19 protein-coding genes are annotated in these 16,749 nt (G+C 66.5%); 1 reads left to right on the top strand and 18 read right to left on the bottom strand.

Going from position 1 to position 16,749, the window contains the following annotated elements; translation table 11 throughout:
* The 4 genes from Q1J79_RS15770 to Q1J79_RS15755 all read right to left on the bottom strand — a co-directional run.
* Positions 1–543, bottom strand: a 543-nt coding sequence (locus tag Q1J79_RS15770; protein WP_367182993.1) for an HAS-barrel domain-containing protein, incomplete at its 3' end; no start/stop codon positions are given.
* A complete protein-coding gene (locus tag Q1J79_RS15765; RefSeq protein ID WP_300302235.1) occupies positions 543–1,103 on the bottom strand; it encodes a F0F1 ATP synthase subunit delta in 561 nt (186 codons plus the stop codon). The genes Q1J79_RS15770 and Q1J79_RS15765, both read right to left, overlap by 1 nt.
* Positions 1,104–1,457: 354 nt before the next feature.
* Complete coding sequence (locus Q1J79_RS15760) at positions 1,458–1,949, bottom strand: hypothetical protein (RefSeq protein ID WP_300302233.1); 492 nt, start codon at positions 1,947–1,949, stop codon at positions 1,458–1,460.
* 263 nt (positions 1,950–2,212) lie between these two features.
* A complete protein-coding gene (locus Q1J79_RS15755) occupies positions 2,213–2,989 on the bottom strand; it encodes a hypothetical protein (RefSeq protein WP_300302232.1) in 777 nt (258 codons plus the stop codon).
* Positions 2,990–3,387: 398 nt separating this feature from the next.
* Between Q1J79_RS15755 and Q1J79_RS15750 the strand changes: the two genes are divergently transcribed.
* Positions 3,388–4,446 carry a helix-turn-helix domain-containing protein gene (locus Q1J79_RS15750; protein ID WP_300302230.1) on the top strand — a complete coding sequence of 353 codons (1,059 nt, stop codon included), beginning with the start codon at positions 3,388–3,390 and terminating at the stop codon, positions 4,444–4,446.
* An 8-nt stretch (positions 4,447–4,454) separates the two neighbouring features.
* Here the strand turns inward: Q1J79_RS15750 and glpK are convergent, their stop codons facing one another.
* The 14 genes from glpK to urtB form a co-directional block, all read right to left on the bottom strand.
* Entirely contained in the window at positions 4,455–5,948 is a 1,494-nt protein-coding gene (gene glpK, locus Q1J79_RS15745; RefSeq protein WP_300302228.1) for a glycerol kinase GlpK, read from the bottom strand.
* 17 nt (positions 5,949–5,965) lie between these two features.
* Positions 5,966–6,214, bottom strand: coding sequence for a DUF1272 domain-containing protein (locus Q1J79_RS15740; protein WP_300302226.1), 249 nt, complete (start codon positions 6,212–6,214; stop codon positions 5,966–5,968).
* A 2-nt stretch (positions 6,215–6,216) separates the two neighbouring features.
* Positions 6,217–6,885, bottom strand: coding sequence for a bifunctional 4-hydroxy-2-oxoglutarate aldolase/2-dehydro-3-deoxy-phosphogluconate aldolase (gene eda, locus Q1J79_RS15735; protein WP_300302224.1), 669 nt, complete (start codon positions 6,883–6,885; stop codon positions 6,217–6,219).
* A 59-nt stretch (positions 6,886–6,944) separates the two neighbouring features.
* Complete coding sequence (locus Q1J79_RS15730) at positions 6,945–7,355, bottom strand: DUF805 domain-containing protein (protein WP_300302223.1); 411 nt, start codon at positions 7,353–7,355, stop codon at positions 6,945–6,947.
* Positions 7,356–7,456: 101 nt separating this feature from the next.
* Complete coding sequence (ureG, locus tag Q1J79_RS15725; protein WP_300302221.1) at positions 7,457–8,071, bottom strand: urease accessory protein UreG; 615 nt, start codon at positions 8,069–8,071, stop codon at positions 7,457–7,459.
* Positions 8,068–8,787, bottom strand: a complete 720-nt coding sequence (locus Q1J79_RS15720) for an urease accessory protein UreF (protein WP_300302218.1) — start codon at positions 8,785–8,787, stop codon at positions 8,068–8,070. Before Q1J79_RS15720 ends, ureG begins: the two co-directional genes overlap by 4 nt.
* Complete coding sequence (locus tag Q1J79_RS15715) at positions 8,771–9,361, bottom strand: urease accessory protein UreE (protein WP_300302215.1); 591 nt, start codon at positions 9,359–9,361, stop codon at positions 8,771–8,773. Before Q1J79_RS15715 ends, Q1J79_RS15720 begins: the two co-directional genes overlap by 17 nt.
* A 142-nt stretch (positions 9,362–9,503) precedes the next feature.
* On the bottom strand, positions 9,504–11,276 hold the full coding sequence (gene ureC, locus Q1J79_RS15710) for an urease subunit alpha (protein ID WP_300302212.1): 1,773 nt from the start codon (positions 11,274–11,276) through the stop codon (positions 9,504–9,506).
* Positions 11,277–11,290: 14 nt separating this feature from the next.
* On the bottom strand, positions 11,291–11,599 hold the full coding sequence (locus Q1J79_RS15705) for an urease subunit beta (RefSeq protein ID WP_300302209.1): 309 nt from the start codon (positions 11,597–11,599) through the stop codon (positions 11,291–11,293).
* A 148-nt stretch (positions 11,600–11,747) separates the two neighbouring features.
* The gene (locus Q1J79_RS15700; protein ID WP_300302205.1) at positions 11,748–12,050 is read right to left on the bottom strand and encodes an urease subunit gamma; all 303 of its coding nucleotides are present in this window, start codon (positions 12,048–12,050) and stop codon (positions 11,748–11,750) included.
* Between the two features lie 29 nt (positions 12,051–12,079).
* Positions 12,080–12,775 carry an urea ABC transporter ATP-binding subunit UrtE gene (gene urtE / locus Q1J79_RS15695; RefSeq protein WP_300302202.1) on the bottom strand — a complete coding sequence of 232 codons (696 nt, stop codon included), beginning with the start codon at positions 12,773–12,775 and terminating at the stop codon, positions 12,080–12,082.
* 5 nt (positions 12,776–12,780) lie between these two features.
* Entirely contained in the window at positions 12,781–13,608 is an 828-nt protein-coding gene (gene urtD, locus Q1J79_RS15690) for an urea ABC transporter ATP-binding protein UrtD (RefSeq protein WP_300302199.1), read from the bottom strand.
* Positions 13,605–14,780, bottom strand: a complete 1,176-nt coding sequence (gene urtC, locus Q1J79_RS15685; RefSeq protein WP_300302196.1) for an urea ABC transporter permease subunit UrtC — start codon at positions 14,778–14,780, stop codon at positions 13,605–13,607. Before urtC ends, urtD begins: the two co-directional genes overlap by 4 nt.
* Positions 14,773–16,707: an urea ABC transporter permease subunit UrtB gene (gene urtB, locus Q1J79_RS15680; protein ID WP_300302193.1), complete on the bottom strand. Its 1,935-nt coding sequence runs from the start codon at positions 16,705–16,707 to the stop codon at positions 14,773–14,775. Before urtB ends, urtC begins: the two co-directional genes overlap by 8 nt.
* Positions 16,708–16,749: the final 42 nt, after the last annotated feature.

The raw sequence follows: 16,749 nt of genomic DNA, 5'->3' as shown, positions 1-16,749 counted from the left end.
GTCGATCGCCACGGCGGTCTTGCCGGTCTGGCGGTCGCCGATGATCAGCTCGCGCTGGCCGCGGCCGACCGGCACCAGCGCGTCGAGCGCCTTGAGGCCGGTCTGCATCGGCTCGTGCACCGACTTGCGCGGGATGATGCCCGGGGCCTTCACTTCCACGCGGGCGCGCTTGACGTCGGTCAGCGGGCCCTTGCCGTCGATCGGGTTGCCGAGCGCGTCGACGACGCGGCCGAGCAGGCCCTTGCCGACCGGCACGTCCACGATGGCGCCGGTGCGCTTGACGGTGTCGCCTTCCTTGATGCCGCGGTCGTCGCCGAAGATCACGACGCCGACATTGTCGGTCTCGAGGTTCAGGGCCATGCCCTTCACGCCGCCGGGGAATTCGACCATCTCGCCGGCCTGGACCTTGTCGAGGCCGTGCACGCGCGCGATGCCGTCGCCGATGCTGAGCACCTGGCCGACTTCAGAAACCTCGGCCTCGGTGCCGAAATTCTTGATCTGCGTCTTCAGGATTTCGGAAATCTCTGCGGCGCGGATGTCCATCACGCAACCCCTTTCATGGCGGTCTTCAGATTATTGAGTTTGGTCCGGATCGACGCATCGATCATGCGCGAGCCGAGCTTGACGACCAGGCCGCCGATCAGACCGGCATCGACCTTGGCATCGATCACCACGTTGCCGGCGGCTTCCGACGACAACGAAGACTTGATCTGCTGCAGCTGGGCATCGGTCAGCGGCACCGCCGAGACCACCTCGGCAATCGCCTCGCCACGATGATGGCTGAGCAGGGTTTTGAAAGCGGCGATGGCGTCGGCCAGCACGAACAGGCGGCGGTTGTTGGCCACCACGCCGAGGAAGCGGCGCACCAGATCGCTGAAGCCGGCCTTTTCGGCCACGGCGCCAATGGCGCGGGCCTGTTCCTCGCGGCTGAACACCGGCGAGCGGACCAGGCGCACCAGATCGGACGACTGGGCCAGCATGGCGGAAAGTTCACCGAGATCCCGGGCGACGGCATCGAGCTGACCGGCGTCGCGCGCCAGATCAAACAGCGCAGTCGCGTAGCGGCCGGCGATGCCGGAGACGAGCGTAGATTCCTGAGCCACGAACGACCCTTCTTCTCTAGGACGCGGAACCGCCGGTCGGGACTCGGGCATCACGGCCCATGCCACCCTCCCGACGCTCCGCTTAAGACCTTGAATAGTCTAAGGAATTCACGGGGCGGCCACTGCCTTCACAAAGCCCCCCCGGCGCGAAAGCCGCGCTTAACTAGCATACGGGTTTCGGCGGCGCAACAGCGAGGCCGGCGCCGTCGTTGGCGCGATTCGACGCAGTGATCCGGCAGGTCATAAACCCGGCGGCCAGGCGGGAAAAACCGGCCCAAATGGGCCAGACCTGGCCAATGATTGCCAATTATCGACAATTATCGACAATTGTGGCCAATCATCGCCAATCCGGCCTCATCCCCACTTATCCTCATCATCCCAGCCAGCCTGCCTTTTGGCGCGCGCGGCGGCGGCCTGCCGCTCCTTTTCAGCCGCCTCTTCGGCATTCAGCTGCGCGACCAGTTCCCGGTATTTTTCTATTGTCAGCACCTCGATCACCTCGGGCTGCATGGCGCGCAGCGCATCCGGCGGCGGGGTTTCCTGCGAGGCGGGCGGAGCCAGGCCCAGCGCCACCCGCAACCGCTCGGCGACATGGCCGGTGAGCAGCCGGTCGCCGCGCTCCAGGCCAAGCTGCGCGCCCAGCCATTGCAGCGTCCGGGCATCCAGCTTTTCGGCATCCCGCAGATACGCCACGGTGCGTTCGGCCAGGGCGGCGAAGCGCAACTGGCCCCGCAGGTGCTGTTGCTTGAAGGCCTGGTCGATCAGGCGCTGGAACCGCGGGCTGCGTTTGAGGTTGCGGCGGATTTCATGGGTCCGGCAGCCGAGCTGCGCGGCAACCTCCTTCAAGGTTCCGCCGCCGGCAATCAGGGCGGCGGCATTCTCCCAGTCGATCCGGCGCCGCCGGGCGGCCGGGCGGCCGGGCGGGACGGAGGTTTTGGGGAAAAAGAAGTAGAATCAATATGTTCAGACATTTTGAGACTCCTGATATCCAGTGCAGATGCAATCCTCCATCCCCAAATGTAAGAACATAATGAGAACATTCAAGGCGCCGGAAACGGCGCATCTGGCTGCTGCCTCAGGACAGGCCGAGTCTCAGGACAGGCCGAGTTTCAGGACAGGCAGGCGGCGGCGCGGGCGATGGCCGCCGCCGCGATGGTGACCCTGGCCGGCGCGGCCTGCTGCGCCTCCAGCATGGCGTCGATGAAGCCCGCGTGGTCCTCCAGCGCCTGTTTCTGCACCGATAGGTCCATCAGCAGGGCATCGACCTGATGCGCGAAGCCGTCGAGCAGATAGCCGGCGACGAAGATGTTCGGCGGCACCATCGACAGCCAGTTGGTCATGCCGCCCTGCTCGGTCAGCAGGGAGGCGATGGCATCGCCAAGGTTGCGGCGGCCGGCAGGCCCGGCATCATCCCCGCTGCCATCGGCCCCGCCACCATTGGCCACGCCAGCATCGACCACGGCGGGCAGCGCGGCATCATACCCGTCGCCCCTGAGCAGGTTCCGGCCATCCCGGCCGGCGCGCTCGACGCAGGCGCCGATCCGGCCGGCCAGCAGGGCGATGTTGTTGCGGACGATGTCCTGCTGCACCGCCGCCAGGTCGCGTTCGCCCAGCACGGCGATTTGCGTGCGGATCTTGCCGATCATGCGCGTGATGTCTTCCAGCGCCGACAGCGCCGCCTCGCCCTGGGCGATGGCGCTGGTCAGCTGGGCCCGCGCCGCCCGGCAGGCCTCGGCATCCTGCAACGGCACGGCGGCGGCTGCAGCTGCGGCCGCGTGGCCCTGGCCGTCCACCTGCCAGGGCAGGACGGCGGAGTCCGGCAGGCCCGGCGACGACATATCCGAGACATCCATGCTGTCCCGCATGCTTTCCAGCCGATCCATCATCGTCTCTCCTTCCGCATCAGCGCAGCAGGCCCCACCCCAGGCTGGAAGCGGGCATTGCCGCGGCGCCCCAGGCTGGTCCGCGATGATGGAGGCGCCCCCGGTGCCCCCTTCGGCCTTGACCCTATCGGCCATGACGCCCCCACTTCTGCGGTTCCGGACAGGCTGCCCCGCCCCGCGATCGTCCGTTCTGGACATCGCGATACTACCGGGCCAGGCGGCGGCGAGATTGTCCCGCTGTCTTGAAAACCTTCCCTCCTTGTCTCACTGGCCGCCTGACAGGTTCGTCTCGCGGGCAAAATTCGTGGGCCGGCAGCCAACCTGCCGTTGCATGCCGGCGCCGGGCATGCGGTAATCCGGCCTGTATTCCGGCAGTTCGCCCGAAGGGGGACGTGAAGCGCATGACCGCACCGATTCCGAGCGCCGCCCTGCTGCCGGGCATGGTGCCCGACGAGGTGCTGCCGGATCTGTGGCGCCAGAGCATCGCCCCCTTTTTCGACTCCCGGCCGCGCGATCCGGCCAGAGCCGGCCAGCCGCCGGTCATCCGGCAATACCATCTGGGCCAGGCCCTGTTCGTCGATACCGCATTCGTCGCGCAGCAGTTCCGGCGCGATCCGGGCTGGATGGCGCGCCATGACGATGCCGACCACCTGCTGCTGCAGCTGTTCGTGCGCGGCACCAACAGGGGCACCAATGGCAACCGCGACTTCGTTGAACAATCGGGCAATGTCTACGCGGTCAACCTCAGCCGCGAGGTAATCGCGGAATCAACCGATGCCGAAACGCTCAGCCTGGTGCTGCCGCGCGCCTTGCTGCAGGCCGAATTGCCGCAACTGGTCGATGCCAGCGGCGCGCTGTTCGAGGACAACTCGGCCTCGGCGCAGATTTTCGCCAATCACCTGCTGTCGCTGCGCCAGCATCTCGGAAACGCCCAGGCCAGCGAGGCGCAGGCCATCGTGCATGGCACGCTTGGCCTGCTCGACGCCCTGACCCGCAACCGCGATATCGGCGCCTCGCCCGCGCAGGGCGCGACGCTGACCACCATCTGCCATCATATCGACCGCCACCTGCACGATCCGGCGCTGGATGTCGCCAGCCTGTGCAGCCAGTTCCGCTGCTCGCGCGCCACGCTGTACCGGCTGTTCCAGCCGCTGGGCGGCGTGCGCGAGCATATCCAGCGCCGGCGCCTGATGGCCTGCTTCCGCGCCATCACCGCCCCGAGCCAGGCGCAGCGCCGCATCTTCGACATCGCGCTGGATTTCGGCTTCGCCTCGCCGAGCCATTTCAGCAGCCTGTTCCGCACCCATTTCGGCATGACGCCAAGCGAGGCGCGAGAGAGCGGCGGGGCGCGGCCAACACTGCCGACGCTGGCCGAGGGCAGCACGGCCGAAACGGCGACCGAGGCGATGTGGCGCTGGGCGCGCGGCCTGGCTGGCGATACGACGCCGGCCGGGCGCTGAATCCGGGTTCAGTCGGCGGGATGGCTCAGCACGCGGCTGATCGCATCCTGCCAGCCGGCATAAAGCCGCTGGCGCGTCGTCGCATCCATGCGCGGCTCGAAGCGGCGCTCGCAATGCCAGCCATAGGCCACCGCATCCTGCCCGGCATAGACGCCCACGGCCAGGCCGGCCAGATAGGCCGCGCCAAGCGCCGTGGTCTCGATCACTTTCGGCCGCTCGACCGCGACATTGAGCATGTCGGCGAGGAACTGGCAGAGCCAGTCATTGGCCACCATGCCGCCATCGACGCGCAAGGCCGTGGGCGCCGCCGCGCCATCGGATTTCATCGCCGCGGTGAGGTCGCGCGTCTGATACGCCACCGATTCCAGCGTGGCGCGCGCGATATGGGCGGCGCCACTGTCGAGCGTGAGGCCAAGCAGCGCGCCGCGCGCGTGGGAATCCCAGTAGGGCGCGCCGAGGCCGACGAAGGCCGGCACCAGATAGACGCCATGGGTCTCCGGCACGGCGGCGGCCAGGGTCGCCGTCTCGGCGGCATCCCGCACCAGATGCAGGCCGTCGCGCAGCCATTTCACCGCGGCGCCGGCGACGAAGATCGAGCCTTCCAGCGCATAGGTCGTTTTGCCGTTGAGGCGGTAGGCCACCGTGGTGAGCAGGCGATGCTCCGAGCGCACCGGCTTGTCGCCGATATTGACCAGGGCGAAGCAGCCGGTGCCATAGGTGGATTTCACCATGCCGGGCTGGAAACAGGCCTGGCCGAACAGGGCGGCCTGCTGGTCGCCGGCGATGCCGGCCACCGGAATGGCGTGGCCGAGGATATCGGGCGTGGTGACGCCGAATTCGCCACTGCAATCCTTCACGGCGGGCAGCATGGCGCGCGGCACGTCGAAGGCCTTCAGCAGCGTGTCGTCCCATCCTTGAGCATGGATGTCGAACAGCATCGTGCGCGAGGCATTGGTGGCGTCCGTCGCATGCACAGCACCACCGGTCAGGCGGAACAGCAGGAATGAATCGATGGTGCCGAAACACAACTCGCCCTTCTCCGCCCGGGCGCGCGCGCCGGGCACGTGATCGAGCATCCAGGCGATCTTGGTGGCGGAGAAGTAGCTATCGATCAGCAGGCCGGTTTTCTGCTGCACATGATTGCCCAGGCCATCGGCCAGTTTCTGGCGGCACATCTCGGCCGTGCGGCGATCCTGCCAGACGATGGCGCGATGGATCGGGCGGCCGGTGGCGCGTTCCCACACCACGGTGGTCTCGCGCTGATTGGTGATCCCGATGGCGGCGATGTCGCTGCCACGCAGGGATGCCTTGGCCACGGCCTCGCGCATCACGCTCTGCACGTCGCGCCAGATTTCCTCGGCATCATGCTCGACCCAGCCGTCAGCCGGGTAATGCTGGGTCAGTTCCTTCTGCGCCACGGCCACGGGCAGGCCTTCGGCATCGAAGACGATGGCGCGCGACGAGGTGGTGCCCTGGTCGATGGCGAGGACGAACTTGCTCATGCCTTACTCCGCTGCGTCTATTCGGCTGCGGCGCAGCCTTCCGCCTTGAACACGCGCCGGGTGCTGGCGGGATATTTCAGCAGCTTCGATGCCGGGCGGACCGGCCGCGCCACCAGCCCGCCGCCGCAATTGGGGCAGATGCCTTTCAGCACGGTGCCGGCGCAGGTGGCGCAGAAGGTGCATTCGAAGCTGCAGATCATCGCCTCGATCGAGTCCGGCGCGAGGTCGGCGTTGCAGCATTCGCAGTTCGGGCGCAGCTCCAGCATCGTTAGGCTCCTTTCGCGATCTGCACCGCGCGTTTGGCGATCGCGGTGATGCCGGCCCAGTCGCCGGCGGCCAGCTTGTCGGCCGGCGCCAGCCAGGAGCCGCCGACGCTGGCGACGTTGGGCAAAGCGGCATAGGCGGCAAGATTGGCCTCGGTGATGCCGCCGGTGGGGCAGAAGCGCATCTGCGGGAAGGGCCCGGCCAGGCTCTGCAAGGCCCGGATGCCGCCCATCGCCTCGGCGGGGAAGAACTTGGCGCGGGTGAAACCCTGCTCCAGCGCGCGCATGACCTCGGATGCCGTGGCCACCGCCGGCAGATAGGGCAGGCCGGTATCTTTCGCCGTGTAATACAGCGCGTCTGTCGCGCCGGGCGAAATGACGAATTTGGCTCCGGCCAACTGCGCGGCAGCAAACTGCGCGGCATTCAGCACCGTGCCGGCGCCGACCACGGCCTCGGGCACCTCGGCCGCGATGCGTTTGATCGCCTCCAGGGCCGCCGCCGAACGCAGGGTGATTTCCAGCACGGACAATCCGCCTGCCACCAGCGCCTTGGCCAGCGGCACGGCCTGGGTGGCATCCTCCACCACCAGCACCGGGATCACCGGGGCGCGGCTGAGGATGGCGTCAATGGCGGCGGTACGCTCCACAGTCTTTTCAGTCGCCTTATCCGGCATGATTCCTCCCGTGTTTGTTTTGCACAGGATAGCCGGACAAAACCGGAAAAGGCTACTGCCTAGGTGGCCGGCTCAGGAGCCAGCGGCTGTCGCCCGAGCGGATCGGGGCCGTAGCGGTTCGGGCCGGGCGTGCCGGGAAAGAAAAACAGGGCGATCCAGAAGGCGAGGCCCAGGATCGGCACCAGGATGAACAACGCCTTCCAGCCGGAGCGGTCGGTATCATGGCAACGCTGCGCCGCGAGCAGCACGCCCACCGCGATCAGGACAAGCTGAATCGCGTAGAAAACGATTTCGAAGGCCAGCGCGGCATAGCCCTCACCGCCATGGGCCGCGTCGAGCAGCTCCCACACTTCGTACAGCGGATACGGCAGCAGGAAAAACAGGATCAGCAGGATCGCATTCAGGATGAGGTAGGATTTTCGGTCGCGCCGGCGGCGCGGATCGAGGGCGGCGACAACAGTCTGCAACATGGTGCGAACCCGAGTCGGAAGACAGCGCTGCCCGCGTTTTAACATGCCGGCATTACAGCGTCTCGCCCATTGCAGGCTTTGCATAAATGCGTATGAGCGGCCTATTCCTTCAGCCCACCGCTTTTCAGGATGAAGTCGGCGATTTCAGCGACGCCCTGCTCGGCTTTGAGGTTGGCGAAGATGAAGGGGCGCTGGCCACGCATCTTCTTGGAATCGCGATCCATCACCTCCAGCGAGGCGCCGACCAGCGGCGCGAGGTCGATCTTGTTGATCACCAGCAGGTCGGAACGCGTGATGCCCGGGCCGCCCTTGCGCGGAATCTTGTCGCCGGCCGAAACGTCGATCACGTAGATGGTGATGTCGGCCAGCTCGGGCGAAAACGTCGCCGCCAGGTTGTCGCCGCCGGATTCGACGAAGATCACGTCGAGGCCGGGGAATTTCTTCTGCATGTCGGCCACGGCGGCGAGGTTGATCGAAGCATCCTCGCGGATCGCCGTATGCGGGCAGCCGCCGGTCTCGACGCCGGCGATGCGCGCCGGATCGAGCGCACCGGCGCGGGTGAGGAATTCGGCATCTTCCTTCGTATAAATGTCGTTGGTGACGACGGCGATGTTCCAGTCGTCGCGCAGATAACGACAGAGCCGTTCGACCAGCGCGGTTTTGCCGGACCCCACAGGACCACCGATACCAACGCGGAGTGGATTTGACGAACTCATGAGCGGAACAGCCTCGTATACTGGGTTTCGTGTAACATCGACATCAGGTCGACCATCGGCGCCGCCGTGCCGCACTCATCCAGCGGACAGGCCAGCGCGCAGTCTGCCACGCTTTCCACCACCGGCAACAGCGCGCTGAGGGCGCGCTGGCCGTCGGTCTGGCCCAGCGGAATCAGGCGCACGGCCGCCGAAACCAGATTGGCGGCAAAGGCATGCAAAGCGGCGGCCAGCACCGGGCGCAGCGGCAGTTTATGCGCGGCGGCCGCCACGCCGAGCGCGATGCTGAGCGCGATGGGCCGCTCGCCGCGCGCGGCGGCAAAGGCGTCGATGGCGGGATGCCCCCAGGCGGCACGGGTGACCATGACGAAGGAGCCGCCCTGCTGCGCGCTTTCCAGCGCGGTTTCGGCCGTGCCGCGCCAGGCGGCGGCGAGATCGGCCAACTCCTCCAGCCGCGCGGCATCACCCCCTTCTGATTTACCGGCGGCCATGTAAGCCTCCTTCAGCAGCACGGCATCGACCCATCCTGCGCCATGGCGCAGGATGTGGCCGATCCACTGGCTGAGATCGGCGGCGGTTTTCACCCGGCCGGTTTCGACGGCGAATTCGATGCCGTGGCTGTAGGAGAAAGCGCCGATCGGATAACTGGGCGAGAACCAGGCCAGCAGGCGATACAGATCGCCCGGCTCAATACTGCCTGATTCAATGCTTGTGGTCATGATCGTGGCTGTGATCGTGCTCGTGCCCGGGATCGTCGGCATGGGGATGCACATGGGCATGACCGCCATGGCTGTGCTCATGCTCGCCGCCCTTGCCATAGCGCGAGCCGAGGCCATAGGGATGCGCCGGATCGTGGTTGTGCTGGCCATAGGCGCCGCCTTCGGGATCGAAGGGCGCCTCCACGGCCTGCACCTGCGCGCCGAGGCCTTTCAGCATGTCGACGATCACATGGTCGTCGCGGATGAGAATGCAATCCGCGTGAATTTCAGCAGGAAGATGGCGGTTGCCCAGATGCCAGGCCAGCCGGGCGAGCAGCTCCGGCGATCCCGCGCGCACCTCCACCAGCGGCTCGGGCGCGGCCCGCACCTCGACATAACCGCCAGTCTCAAGCTGCAATCCGTCGCCATGGCGCAGCACCGTGGCTTCGGCCAGGTCGAGCAGGACGGCGCTGCCGTCATCGGCGGTGAGGCGGATGCGGCGGCGATGGCGGTCGTGATGCGCCAGCGTGACGGTGGCGCGGCGCTCAGGCGCGGGCCAGTGACCAGCGGGGATGACGGCGGTGGCTTTCAGCATCAGCTACTCACTTTTCGTCATGCTCGGCCAATGAGCATTCTTGGGCCCGAGCATCCACGAGTATCCTTTTAAACAACTCGTGGATGGCACGGCCAAGCCGTGCCATGACGGTTTTTGTTTGCGTGCGCGGACGGCAGACATCTCAAAACAGGAAATATCGCTGCGCCATGGCGAGCACTTTCGCCGGTTCGCAGGTGAGCAGCTGGCCGTCGGCGCGCACGACATAGGTTTCCGGATCGACCTCGATTTTGGGCATGTAGTTGTTATGCACCATGTCGGCCTTGGTGACCGTGCGGCAGCCCTTCACCGCCACCAGCGGGCGCTGCAGCCCGAATTTCGCGGCGATGTTGTTATCCAGCCCGGCCTGGCTGACGAAGGTGAGGCTGCTCTGCACCATGTTGCGGCCGAAGCTGGCGAACATCGGGCGGTAATGCACCGGCTGCGGCGTCGGGATCGAGGCGTTGGGATCGCCCATCGGCGCAGCCGCAATGCTGCCGCCCTTCAGCACCATGTCGGGCTTCACGCCGAAAAAGGCCGGCGACCAGATCACCAGGTCGGCGAACTTGCCGATCTCGACCGAGCCGATCTCGTGCGCCACGCCGTGGCTGAGCGCCGGGTTGATGGTGTATTTGGCGATGTAGCGCTTGGCGCGCAGGTTGTCGTTGTCGCCGGTTTCCTCGGGCAGCCGGCCGCGCTGCTTCTTCATCTTGTCGGCGGTCTGCCAGGTGCGGATGATCACCTCGCCGACCCGGCCCATGGCCTGGCTGTCGGACGACATCATCGAGAAGGCGCCCAGGTCGTGCAGGATGTCTTCCGCGGCAATGGTCTCGCGCCGGATGCGGCTGTCGGCGAAGGCGACGTCTTCCGGGATCTTCTGGTCGAGATGGTGGCAGACCATCAGCATGTCGAGATGCTCGTCCACGGTGTTGACCGTGTAGGGCATGGTCGGGTTGGTCGATGAGGGCAGCACGTTGGCCAGGCCGGCCACACGAATGATGTCGGGCGCATGGCCGCCGCCGGCGCCTTCGGTGTGGAAGGCATGGATGGTGCGGTGTTTGAAGGCGGCGATGGTATCCTCGACGAAGCCGCTTTCGTTCAGCGTATCGGTATGGATCGCCACCTGGATGTCATGCAACTCGGCCACGTTCAGGCAGTTGTCGATGGCGGCCGGCGTGGTGCCCCAGTCCTCGTGCAGTTTGAGGCCGCAGGCGCCGGCGGCGACCTGCTCGACCAGGGCATCCGGCAGGGCCGCGTTGCCCTTGCCGAGGAAACCGATATTCATCGGGAAGGCCTCGGCCGCCTGCAGCATGCGCATGATGTGGAACGGGCCGGGCGTGCAGGTGGTGGCCGAGGTGCCGGCCGCCGGGCCGGTGCCGCCACCCATCATGGTGGTGACACCCGAGTAAAGGGCTTCCTCGATCTGCTGCGGGGCGATGAAATGGATATGGGCATCAAAGCCGCCGGCGGTGACGATCTTGCCCTCGCCCGCGATCGCCTCGGTGCCGGGACCGATGATGATGTCGACGCCGGGCTGGATGTCGGGGTTGCCGGCCTTGCCGATGCCGACGATGCGGCCGTTCTTCAGCCCGATATCGGCCTTCACGATGCCCCAGTGATCCAGGATCAGCGCGTTGGTGATCACGGTATCGACCGCGCCGGCCGCGCTGGTGACCTGGCTCTGGCCCATGCCGTCGCGGATCACCTTGCCGCCGCCGAATTTCACTTCCTCGCCATAGAGCGGCGTGTTGGCGGCATAACCGTCCGGATGGCCTTTGCTGGGCGCATGGACCGGAGGCTGGGCGGTGAAATCCTTCTCGACCTCGATGAACAGCTCGGTATCGGCCAGCCGCACCCTGTCGCCCAATGTGGGGCCATACATGCCGGCATAGGCGGAACGGGGAATGCGGATGGCCATGGCGTGTGTCCCTGTTACCTGAGCGTGCCCATGATCGCGGCGCGGAAGCCGTAGACGTTGCGTTTGCCGGCATAGGCCACCAGCGACACGGTCCGCGTCTGGCCCGGCTCGAAGCGCACGGCGGTGCCGGCGGCGATGTCGAGCCGCATGCCGCGCGCCTTCTCGCGGTCAAACTTCAGCGCCGGGTTGGTCTCGAAGAAATGGTAGTGACTGCCGACCTGGATCGGCCGGTCGCCGGTATTGGCGACGTCAAGAGTCACGGTCGGCCGGCCGGCATTCAGCTCGATCTCGCCGGGGGCCGTGATGATTTCACCGGGTATCATGCGTTTCCCCTTATGCCTTAACCGTCATGCCACGCCTTGGGCGTGGCATCGATGAGTTGTTTTCTTGACCAATCCAAAAAAGAAACTCGTGGATGGCACGGCCAAGCCGTGCCATGACGAATATGAAGGTTGAAGAGGGCGCGCGCCATCACCGGATCGGATCATGCACGGTCACCAGCTTGGTGCCGTCGGGGAAGGTGGCTTCGACCTGGATCTCGTGGATCATCTCGGGGATGCCCTCCATCACCTGGTCGCGGGTGATCACGCTGGCGCCGTCGCGCATCAGCTCGGCCACGCTCCGGCCGTCGCGGGCGCCTTCCACCACATAGTCGGTGATCAGGGCGACGGCCTCGGGATGGTTCAGCTTCACGCCGCGCTCCAGCCGGCGGCGCGCCACCATGGCCGCCATGGCGACCAGCAATTTATCCTTTTCGCGGGGCGTGAGATTCATGCCGCGGCGCTCCCCCTGGCAGACTGAATTCAGACGGTAAGATAGCGGCGGACGTCGTCGCCTTCCAGTCGGGATGCGTCGCCTTCGACCACGACTTCACCACGCTGCAGCAGGATGAAGCGGTCGGCCAGCGCCTTGGCGAAGTCGAAATACTGCTCGACCAGCACGATGGCCATGGTGCCGCGGTCGGCCAGGCTGCGGATCACCCGGCCGATATCCTTGATGATCGAGGGCTGGATGCCTTCAGTGGGTTCGTCCAGCAGCAGCAGCCGGGGGCGCGTGACCAGGGCCCGCGCGATCGCCAGCTGCTGCTGCTGTCCCCCCGAAAGATCGCCGCCGCGGCGGTTGCGCATCTCGTGCAGCACGGGAAACAGGGCAAAAATCTCGTCGTCGATGCTGCGCGCGGCCCGGGGCAGCGGCGCCAGGCCGGTCTCGAGGTTCTCGTAGACGGTCAGGCGCGGGAAAATCTCGCGGCCCTGCGGCACCATGGCGATGCCGCGCCGGGCGCGCTCATGCGGCTTCAGCCCGACGATATCCTCGCCTTCCCACAGGATGCTGCCGCTGCGCAGGCCCTGCAGGCCGACCAGGGCGCGCATCAGCGAGGTCTTGCCCACGCCGTTGCGGCCCAGCACGCAGGTGATTTTGCCCGCTTCGGCCGTCAGCGCCACATCGCGCAGGGCATGGCTGGCGCCGTAATAGAGATTGATGCCTTCGGCCTGCAGCATGACGGTCAACGCCCCAAGTAAACTTCAATGACGCGCGGATCGTTCTGCACGTGGTCGACGCTGCCTTCCGACAGCACGCTGCCCTCGTGCAGCACGGTGACCCGCGCGCCGAGGTCGCGCACGAATTCCATGTCGTGCTCCACCACCACCAGCGTGCGTTCGCCCTTCAGCGACAGGATCAGCTCGGCGGTCTGTTTGGTTTCGGCGTCGGTCATGCCGGCCACCGGCTCGTCGAGCAGGATCAACTGAGTGTCCTGCACCAGCAGCATGCCGATCTCGAGCCACTGCTTCTGGCCGTGGCTGAGCGCGCCGGCCTGGTCGCGCAGCTTGGCGGCAAGCCCCACGGTGTCCAGCGCCCAGGCGATGCGATCCAGCGCTTCCGAATCCAGCCTTGCCGTGAGCGTGCGGAAGGAGCCGCGCGGCGCCTTCAGGGCCAGCTCGAAATTCTCGAACACGGTGAGATTCTCGAACACCGTGGGTTTCTGGAACTTGCGGCCGATGCCCAGATTGGCGATCTCGGTCTCGTCCAGCTTGGTCAGGTCGACGCGGCCGGCGAACAGCACCTCGCCCGCATCGGGCCGGGTCTTGCCGGTGATGATGTCCATCATCGTGGTCTTGCCGGCGCCGTTCGGGCCGATGATGGTGCGCAGCTCGCCCGGCGCCACCATCAGGGCGAGGTTGTTGATCGCCTTGAAGCCATCAAAAGACACCGTGACGCCATCGAGATAAAGCTGGGTATCGGAGACGCGCGGCTTGTGCACCACGTCGGGCGCGATGCCGGCGGTGGCGGGTTCAACAAGCGGCGTGGGCGGCGGCATGGCGGGGCGCATCATTCAGCCGCCTTTTCCGCCGGCGTTGCCGACTGATAACTGCGCCGTTCGGCGCGCCAGGCCTGCCACTGGCCAACCAGGCCGACGATGCCCTTCGGGAACAGCAGGGTGGAGGCGACGAACAACGCGCCCAGCACAAAGAGCCAGAGCTCGGGCGCCGCGCCGGTGAGCCAGGTCTTGACCAGGTTGATCAGCACGCCGCCGAGGATGGCGCCATACAGCGTGCCGCGGCCGCCGACCGCCACCCAGATGGCGACCTCGATCGAGTTGGCCGGCGAGAATTCGCTCGGGTTGATGATGCCGACCTGCGGCACGTAGAGCGCGCCGGCCAGTCCGGCCAGCAAAGCCGAGAGCACGAAGGCGAAGAGTTTCGCCGAGGTGGGCGAATAGCCGAGGAAGCGTACGCGGCTTTCGGCATCGCGCACTGCCAGCAGTACACGACCGAGCTTGGAACGGGTGACGAAGCGGCAGAGCAGGAAGCACAGGCCCAGGCTGAGCACCGAGGCGACATAGAGCCCGATACGGGTTTCCGGCGCCTGCACCGGGAAGCCGAGGATGTCCTTGAAATCGGTCAGGCCGTTATTGCCGCCGAAGCCCATGTCGTTGCGGAAAAAGGCGAGCAGCAGGGCAAAGGTCATCGCCTGGGTGACAATGGAGATGTAGACGCCGGTGACGCGCGAGCGGAAGGCGAACCAGCCCAGCACCAGCGCCAGCAGGCCCGGCACCAGGAACACCATCAGCAGCGCGAAGGGAAAGCTGTCGAAGCCATGCCAGTACCAGGGCAACTCCTTCCAGTTCAGGAAGACCATGAAATCGGGCAGTTCGGGATGGCCATAGACGCCACGGGTGCCGATCTGGCGCATCAGGTACATGCCCATGGCATAACCGCCGAGCGCGAAGAAGGCGCCATGGCCGAGGCTCAGGATGCCGGCATAGCCCCAGACCAGATCGAGGCTGAGCGCCAGGATGGCATAGCAGGCGTATTTGCCGAGCAGCGGGATCAGGTAGCCCGGCAGATGCAGGGCCGAGCCCGTGGCGGGAGCCAAGTTGAACAGCGGCACCAGCACGATCAGCACGAAGCCAATGGCCAGGAAGGCGGCCCAGCCGCGCCGGTCGAGCAGCGGCTTTGGCCGCGCCAGCAGTTTCAGGTCGTCATGCCCGGTCTTATCAAGCATCGGCGGAGCGTCCCTTGGCGGCGAACAGCCCGCGCGGGCGTTTCTGGATGAACAGGATGATGCAGACCAGCACCACGACCTTGCCCAGCACCGCGCCGGCCACCGGCTCGAGCAGCTTGTTGACCACGCCGAGCGTAAGCGCGCCGACCAGGGTGCCCATCAGGTTGCCGACGCCGCCGAACACCACGACCAGGAAACTATCGACGATATAGATGGTGCCGAGATTGGGCGAGACATTGCCGATCTGGCTGAGCGCCACGCCGGCCATGCCGGCGATGCCCGAGCCCAGCCCGAAGGTGAGCGCGTCGACGCGGGCGGTAGGAATGCCCATCACGTCGGCCATGGCGCGGTTCTGCGTCACCGCGCGCATATGCAGGCCGAAACTGGTGCGGCGCAGGATCAGCACGATCAGGCCCAGCACGGCGAAGCAGAAGATGATGATGTAGATGCGATTCCAGGTGATGGCGAAGCCGCCGGCCAGCTCCAGCGCGCCGGTCATCCATTCGGGATTGGCGACTTCCTTGTTGGGGGCGCCGAAAATGGCGCGCACCGTCTGCTGCAGGATCAGGCTGATGCCCCAGGTGGCCAGCATGGTCTCGAGCGGCCGGCCGTAGAGGAAACGGATCACGCCGCGCTCCAGCGCGATGCCGATGGCGGCCGCGACCAGGAAGGCGACGGGCAAGGCGGCGATCAGATAGGCGCCGATCCAGGAGGGCGGCAGGAAGGCGCGGAATACCTCCTGTGTCACGTAAGCCGAATAGGCGCCGAGCATGATCATCTCGCCATGCGCCATGTTGATGATGCCCATGACGCCGAAGGTGATGGCCAGGCCAACGGCGGCCAGCAGCAGCACCGAGCCGAGCGAGATGCCCTGCACCAGGTTCTCGGCATAGCCGTAGAGCTGCAGCTTGAATTGCAGCCTGTCGAAGGCGGCATCGAGCGCGGCCTTCACGTCCGGTTCGCTTTCCTGGCTCAAGCGCGCCTGCAGCAGGGCGCGCACGCGCAGGTCGGAGGAGCCGCTCAGAACCTGGATCGCCAGCAGGCGCCTGGTCTTGTCGGCATCGGCAAGCTCGACGGCGGCGAGGCTGAGCGCCATGGCGGATTTGGCGGCGCCGTTGGACTCTTTGGCGAAAGCCTCGCGCAGCAGGGCCACGGTATCGGGCGTGGCGGCATCGAGCAGGGCATTGGCCGCGGCGCGGCGCTGGGCCGGATCGGGGCTGGCCAGGCCAAGCCGGCCAACCGCCTCGCGCAGCACGTTGCGCAGGTTGTTGTTGACGAAAATCACATCGAGCGCGGCCGGCGCGACAATGCCGGCCTTCTCCTGGGAGACGGCGTCGGTGAGCGCCACGTCGTTGCCACTGGCATTGCCGATCACGACGGCGCCGTCGCTTTTGCGCACGAACAGCCGGCCATCGGCCAAAGCCTGGAATACGGGAATGGCGCGCGGATCGGCCAGCACGGTGAAGGCATCGATCGCCCTGGCCTTGTCGGCGAAATTGTCGGCCTTGAGCGCCGCCACGGCGCCGGCGAAATCGAGCGGGCCGCCGCCTTGCGCCGCCGCGCCGGCATCGCCCAGCAGGGCGCGGGCATCCTCGGACAGCGTGATGGGCTGCAGCTCGTCGGGCCGGGCCATGTCCTCGATGTCGCCGGTGGCGGCATTGGTGACGACGACCATCTCGCCGTCCTTCTCGCCGATCACCACGGCATTGTCGGCCAGCCGCAGATAGAGATTGCCCTGGGCCAGCGCCGCCAGCGCGGCTTTCGCCTTCTCGTCGTCGCTGGCGGTCAGCGCGGTGATGGCGGGCCTGGGGTCGCTGTCGGCCAGGCCGGCCAGGGCGGCGGCCAGGTCCTGGGCATGCGCCGGGCGCATCATGGCCAGCAGCGCCAGCATCAGCGCGACCATCAGAAGGGGCAAAAAACGGTTCATCGGGACCAGACGGTTTAAAACGGTTTTTATGATTCTTCTGGC

The sequence above is a fragment of the Ferrovibrio sp. genome (assembly GCF_029255545.1).
Lineage (GTDB): Bacteria > Pseudomonadota > Alphaproteobacteria > Ferrovibrionales > Ferrovibrionaceae > Ferrovibrio.
The sequence above is the reverse complement of the archived record's forward strand: the minus strand, read 5'-3'. Positions and strand labels throughout refer to the sequence as shown.

What these genes read in the sequence shown, in the direction of transcription:
- Q1J79_RS15755 (WP_300302232.1), bottom strand. Translation starts at nt 2,989, where the DNA reads ATGATGGATCGGCTGGAAAGCATGCGGGACAGCATGGATGTCTCGGAT.
- Q1J79_RS15715 (WP_300302215.1), bottom strand. Translation starts at nt 9,361, where the DNA reads ATGCTGAAAGCCACCGCCGTCATCCCCGCTGGTCACTGGCCCGCGCCT.
- urtB (WP_300302193.1), bottom strand. Translation starts at nt 16,707, where the DNA reads ATGAACCGTTTTTTGCCCCTTCTGATGGTCGCGCTGATGCTGGCGCTG.
- ureG (WP_300302221.1), bottom strand. Translation starts at nt 8,071, where the DNA reads ATGAGTTCGTCAAATCCACTCCGCGTTGGTATCGGTGGTCCTGTGGGG.
- eda (WP_300302224.1), bottom strand. Translation starts at nt 6,885, where the DNA reads ATGCCGGATAAGGCGACTGAAAAGACTGTGGAGCGTACCGCCGCCATT.
- urtE (WP_300302202.1), bottom strand. Translation starts at nt 12,775, where the DNA reads ATGCTGCAGGCCGAAGGCATCAATCTCTATTACGGCGCCAGCCATGCC.
- Q1J79_RS15740 (WP_300302226.1), bottom strand. Translation starts at nt 6,214, where the DNA reads ATGCTGGAGCTGCGCCCGAACTGCGAATGCTGCAACGCCGACCTCGCG.
- Q1J79_RS15720 (WP_300302218.1), bottom strand. Translation starts at nt 8,787, where the DNA reads ATGACCACAAGCATTGAATCAGGCAGTATTGAGCCGGGCGATCTGTAT.
- urtC (WP_300302196.1), bottom strand. Translation starts at nt 14,780, where the DNA reads ATGCTTGATAAGACCGGGCATGACGACCTGAAACTGCTGGCGCGGCCA.
- Q1J79_RS15730 (WP_300302223.1), bottom strand. Translation starts at nt 7,355, where the DNA reads ATGTTGCAGACTGTTGTCGCCGCCCTCGATCCGCGCCGCCGGCGCGAC.
- glpK (WP_300302228.1), bottom strand. Translation starts at nt 5,948, where the DNA reads ATGAGCAAGTTCGTCCTCGCCATCGACCAGGGCACCACCTCGTCGCGC.
- ureC (WP_300302212.1), bottom strand. Translation starts at nt 11,276, where the DNA reads ATGGCCATCCGCATTCCCCGTTCCGCCTATGCCGGCATGTATGGCCCC.
- Q1J79_RS15705 (WP_300302209.1), bottom strand. Translation starts at nt 11,599, where the DNA reads ATGATACCCGGTGAAATCATCACGGCCCCCGGCGAGATCGAGCTGAAT.
- Q1J79_RS15700 (WP_300302205.1), bottom strand. Translation starts at nt 12,050, where the DNA reads ATGAATCTCACGCCCCGCGAAAAGGATAAATTGCTGGTCGCCATGGCG.
- Q1J79_RS15750 (WP_300302230.1), top strand. Translation starts at nt 3,388, where the DNA reads ATGACCGCACCGATTCCGAGCGCCGCCCTGCTGCCGGGCATGGTGCCC.
- urtD (WP_300302199.1), bottom strand. Translation starts at nt 13,608, where the DNA reads ATGATGCGCCCCGCCATGCCGCCGCCCACGCCGCTTGTTGAACCCGCC.